The organism is Massilimicrobiota sp. An105 (assembly GCF_002161155.1).
Taxonomy (GTDB): Bacteria; Bacillota_I; Bacilli_A; order Erysipelotrichales; family Coprobacillaceae; genus Allocoprobacillus; species Allocoprobacillus merdigallinarum.
The window spans coordinates 1-4,999 of the sequence record NZ_NFLY01000076.1 but is presented as its reverse complement, the minus strand read 5'-3'; the positions used below and the strand labels follow the sequence as shown (position 1 = coordinate 4,999).

At 32.0% G+C, this 4,999-nt stretch carries 4 protein-coding genes; all 4 read left to right on the top strand.

Going from position 1 to position 4,999, the window contains the following annotated elements; genetic code table 11:
• The first annotated feature begins 617 nt into the window (after positions 1-617).
• The 4 genes from B5E48_RS13040 (at position 618) to B5E48_RS13025 (ending at position 4,797) form a co-directional block, all read left to right on the top strand.
• Entirely contained in the window at positions 618-1,070 is a 453-nt protein-coding gene (locus B5E48_RS13040) for a hypothetical protein (protein WP_087305561.1), read from the top strand.
• A gap of 15 nt (positions 1,071-1,085) precedes the next feature.
• The gene (locus B5E48_RS13035; RefSeq protein ID WP_087305559.1) at positions 1,086-1,508 is read left to right on the top strand and encodes a hypothetical protein; all 423 of its coding nucleotides are present in this window, start codon (positions 1,086-1,088) and stop codon (positions 1,506-1,508) included.
• 153 nt (positions 1,509-1,661) lie between these two features.
• Positions 1,662-2,339: an ABC transporter ATP-binding protein gene (locus B5E48_RS13030; RefSeq protein ID WP_087305557.1), complete on the top strand. Its 678-nt coding sequence runs from the start codon at positions 1,662-1,664 to the stop codon at positions 2,337-2,339.
• Positions 2,326-4,797 (top strand): ABC transporter permease, encoded by a 2,472-nt coding sequence (locus B5E48_RS13025; RefSeq protein ID WP_158097307.1) that lies wholly within the window; start codon positions 2,326-2,328, stop codon positions 4,795-4,797. Before B5E48_RS13030 ends, B5E48_RS13025 begins: the two co-directional genes overlap by 14 nt.
• Positions 4,798-4,999 lie beyond the last annotated feature (202 nt).

Below are 4,999 nucleotides of genomic sequence, written 5' to 3'. Positions count from 1 at the left end.
CTGCAGAATTCCTTGACAGTCAAAGTGCTTTCCTTTTGACTATTTATGATTTTTTTCCAATCATATTGCATATAGTAAGTACCTCCTTTTTTATTGTACTTACATTTTAAATGAATATCCGCAGTCTTGTTAGTGCCTTTTCATTTGTCGCTTACTCTTTTTCTATAACTGTTTCTAATCAAAAAAAGATGTACATCAATTTTTGCATAATTTAATTACACAACAAAATGTACTTTCTTAATATATATCACATTCTTCTACCTCAATATAACAAAATGATTTTGTAATATTATAGTGCATATGAATAGTTAAGTTATTTATATATACATGCATTGTATTTGTAGTAATATATATCAAATATTAGACAATTCATATATGTGATATATATTATTTTGATTGATTACGTGCTTTTTAGTCAAAATATCTGCATGATATACAAGAACACTGGCAATTTTACCATAATATTCTTATAATAAAATTAGAAATTCTAATGTGATTGCTGAGTAATGAAAAATTTGTAAAACAAAATTAAAAGAAAGGAGGTTGAATCGTTATTTTTTCAATCACTATAATTTCATTTATATAATATTGTATTTTATAAAAAAGGAGGAAAAATAATGAAAGCGTTTAAAAAAATTTTTTTGTCAATGATTTGCTTGGTTATTACCATAGGATGTGCCTTTGCTACAAATGTTTATGCTTTAGAAAAGACATCTTTACAAAATGATGATATTATAGAACCACAGGCAAACAAAAAGGTAATATTTGATTTTGAAGGAATATATGTCAGCGTTGAACATCGAGATGTCGATCTACAATTATATGGATATATTGATGACGTATCAGGTAAATTAATCAATGTAGCAGGAGTACATTGGTATAATAATACTGCTGTTGGATATTATAATAAGGATAGTATGGAAATTGCCGAAACAACTAGAATTGACACATATACGATAAGAGTAAAAATGCTATATACTTATAAAGACATTTTTGGCACTGTTTTAAGTAAACATTATTTTACAGTTACATGTGATTCACCGGGGCCTTCAGGATCCGATCTTGTTTAGGAGGAGGAAATAATTATGAAAAAGAAAAAAATATTTTTATTGATAAGTTTGGGAGGATTAATTTTAGCATCTTCAATAAGTATGACTTTTGCTGCTGTTGATACCAATCCAGTAGAACCTCAGGGTATCAAAGTGGATTACGTAACTCAAAAAGTGTATGATTTTATTTCTTCAAAATACTATCTAAATATAAAATCAAAATTAAGTATTGATGATGTTTCTGGCTATTTGTATGATGTACCGTCAATACAAGTCTCAAGTCGAGGTAATCTTCCATCAAGATATACCACACCAAATGTTTATAGATTTGTAAAACAACGCTCATCATCATATACAGTACATATTGATGCTGAATTATATACAGTCGATACATTTGATAATAATATGAATATATCCGACATTGTAAGTTATAGTGTATCTTCTACTGGTCCACTCTAAAATATAAAGTTCTCAATATATAATTTTTATAAATCCCTTAAAAATTGTATGAAGCCATTATTTTAAATTATGCCTAATAAATTTTTATCAATGTATAATCGATATGAGATTTATTAGGCTTTCTATGATAGAATAAATTATGAGGAGATAATTATGAAGATACTTAAAATTAAAGATTTAACTAAATCTTTTCAGGATAATCAGGATAGAGTGACAGTTTTAAATCATTTGTCATTTGAAATGGAAAAAGGTGAGTTTGTTTCCATTGTTGGTGTTTCAGGTTGTGGAAAGTCAACTTTATTGCATTTGATTGCAGGCATTGATCAGGCTGATTCAGGTGAGATTTTGGTCAACGATCAAAATATCTTTGATTTTAATGAACCTGAACTAGCGAGATACAGACGTCAGGATGTCAGTCTTATTTATCAGTTCTATAATCTATTGCCTATCTTGAATACTGTGGATAATATCATTTTGCCTTTAAAACTTGATCAGCAGGAAGTGGATGAAAAATTACTGGAAGATTTATTGGATAGCTTTCAGTTAAAAGATAAAGCCAAAGCTTTTCCAAGTCAGCTGTCAGGTGGACAGCAACAGAAAGTCGCCATTGCTAGAGCGGTTATGGCTTGTCCTCAGATGATTCTGGCTGATGAGCCAACTGGACATTTGGATCAAGAGAGTGCTGATATGATCATCAAGAAGATATTGGAGATACATGAAAAAAGGGATATTTCCATCATCATGGTCACACATAATATTGAACTTGCAAAAATTGCAGATCGTGTACTTGTTTTAGAAAATGGACAGTTACATGCCTATGAAGAAAAATAGATTTCTCTTGAAAATCACGCTTGCCAATTTAAAGAAAAACAAAGTACACACAATATTTACTGTTATCAGTACAGTTTTATGCATTATCCTGATTTTTGCATTGAGTCATTATTTCTATACATCCATTTATAATGATTATAATTTTGCTGTCAGTTCAAATGGATCATGGCTTTATCAGTATACAGATATGTCCGATGCGCTTGAAACAAAGTTATCGAAAATTGTGACAGTCAAGCAAACAACCGTTGAAGGTCTATATGGTTCATATCAGCTCAATGATGAATATATGATTGAACTGTTGAATTATTCAGATTTTGAACTATGTCCTCAATATATCTATCAGGGACGACATCCTCAAAACGATCAGGAAGCCCTTGTATCCAGACAGTTCATCGAGGAAACTGGTCATCAAATAGGCGATATGCTGTCACTGACCTATCAGGATGCAGATACCCAAGAAACCAAAAACTGTGAACTGGAAATTGTAGGCATCATGCAGTTTAGAGGAACGCGTACTGATACAGGATTAACCATAGACAAAATCATTAGACTGTCGCAAGAACCGACATCAATGTACACTGTCTATGTAGCGACTGAGCAGATGGATGAAGCTACCATGAATAGAGTTGAAGGCTGCCTTTATGGCGATACAACAGGAGCATCATTAAACAACTATGTGGTTGCCAGACAGTATCTAGGGGAACCAGTCTATAATATAGATGCATTTGATATGACCATACTGATTGTCATTGCATTTCTGTTTTTCGTGATGTTTATTACGATATATAATCAGTTCCTTGTGACCTTGAAGCATCGAAAGCATTACTATGGCTTGTTATTGAGTATGGGTGCTAATCATAAGCATCTGAAGATTGTTACAGTTCTGGAATCTTTCTTCTATGCACTTATAGGCATATTCATTGGATTGATTGTTGGCTACTATGCGACAAAGATGCTCTATGACATCACAACTGATATTTATTTAAAGACATCCTTCAATTCATTTCCGGCTCCTTTCATCACGAGTCCAGAGATATGCATCATCATTTCACTGATGATCATTGTCATCATGAATATCTCAACTTTATCTGCCTTAAAAAAGATATACAGGGAAAACATTGTTGATCTTATTAAGGAAAATGTGCAGCATAAAAAAAGACATTCCAAAACTCAGACAATATTATTAAAGTCAAAGAAAACATGGCTGTCTTTAGGCTTAAGGTATCCACGTTTGGAAAAAGGAAAATATTTATCAGTTATCATCACGATGATATTGAGCATCTCCTTCTTCAATATAGCCAGCTACTATTTTAATGTTCAAGATCAGTATAAGGATCAGAAAAACGACAGTGACAATATTAAAGTCATCCTCAAACACTATGATCCAAACAATCCTGACTATGACTATCAGAAAGTCATTGAAAAATTGAATCAATATAATCCTGACAATCGTAATCTTGTTCAAATAGATGGCATTGATCTAGGCGAATTGAGGAATTTTGATAATGATGTTTTTACAGAGGAATACAAAGAGGCTTTTGGAGTACCTGAAAGAGAAAACATCAGCCTATCATTTACTGGTGTGGATGAAACATTATTTAAGGATGTGACAGGACAGGATCAGCCGATATTTCTGAATCGAAAGATAAAGAATAATGGAATCAGAAATGAAGAAGATATTCCTATCTTTAAGGAAGGTGTCATTCCTATTGAGATGATCAATTCCTATATCGTTGAAGATGAGTTCTTCTATGAAAGACAGACTTTAAATATTTATGCAAAAGGCATGTATACGTTTGAAGATTTTGAGATAAGGGATATGAATGAAGATTATCTGTCAGATGATAATCATCTTAGCATAGAAGTCCTTGCGCCTTACGATGTCCTGATTCAATACAATCAGCAGTATCAGCATCTAGAAAACAATCTCATGAATATTGAATATAAAATGTATACTAACCAGCATGAAGAACTCATTGAAATGATAGAAAGTGATAAGGAACTGTCTGATTATATTCTAGCCATTGACAATCCGTTAGAGGAAAGTTCCAAAACATTTCTACAATACTTCGTTGAAATCCTGACTATATTTATCTTCCTTGTCTGTCTGGCAAATCTAGGCATTGTGATTTCTTCTAATATTGTTGAAAGATCTCAGGATTATGCTGTACTAAAATCACTGGGCATCAAATATCAGGATATGAAAAAAATGATCTATACTGAAAATATCCTGCTGTCAGTCATAGCGTTATGTCTATCCATGCCAATTGTGTTTGGTATAGAAGGATGGATGTTCTACTTTAAATTCACTGATTTGCATCGCTTTATTCCTTCCTATCAGGTTTTCCTTTCGATGACTCTGGCATTAATCATCATGAGTATTTTAATATCAGAAATCATTTTAAGGACAATCAATAAGGATTCGGTTATATCATCAGTAGACAAATCCATGTATTGATTGAACGCTTATAGATGATGAAAGTATTCTCATATATGAAAAACAACGTAAGCGACAAATGAAAAGGCACTAACAAGACTGCAGATATTCATTTAAAATGTAAGTACAATAAAAAAGGAGGTACTTACTATATGCAATATGATTGGAAAAAAATCATAAATAGTCAAAAGGAAAGCACTTTGACTGTCAAGGAATTCTGCAG

Bases quoted from the DNA above. Each gene is read 5' to 3' on its own strand.
- B5E48_RS13040 (WP_087305561.1), top strand. From the start codon at position 618: ATGAAAGCGTTTAAAAAAATTTTTTTGTCAATGATTTGCTTGGTTATT.
- B5E48_RS13035 (WP_087305559.1), top strand. From the start codon at position 1,086: ATGAAAAAGAAAAAAATATTTTTATTGATAAGTTTGGGAGGATTAATT.
- B5E48_RS13030 (WP_087305557.1), top strand. From the start codon at position 1,662: ATGAAGATACTTAAAATTAAAGATTTAACTAAATCTTTTCAGGATAAT.
- B5E48_RS13025 (WP_158097307.1), top strand. From the start codon at position 2,326: ATGAAGAAAAATAGATTTCTCTTGAAAATCACGCTTGCCAATTTAAAG.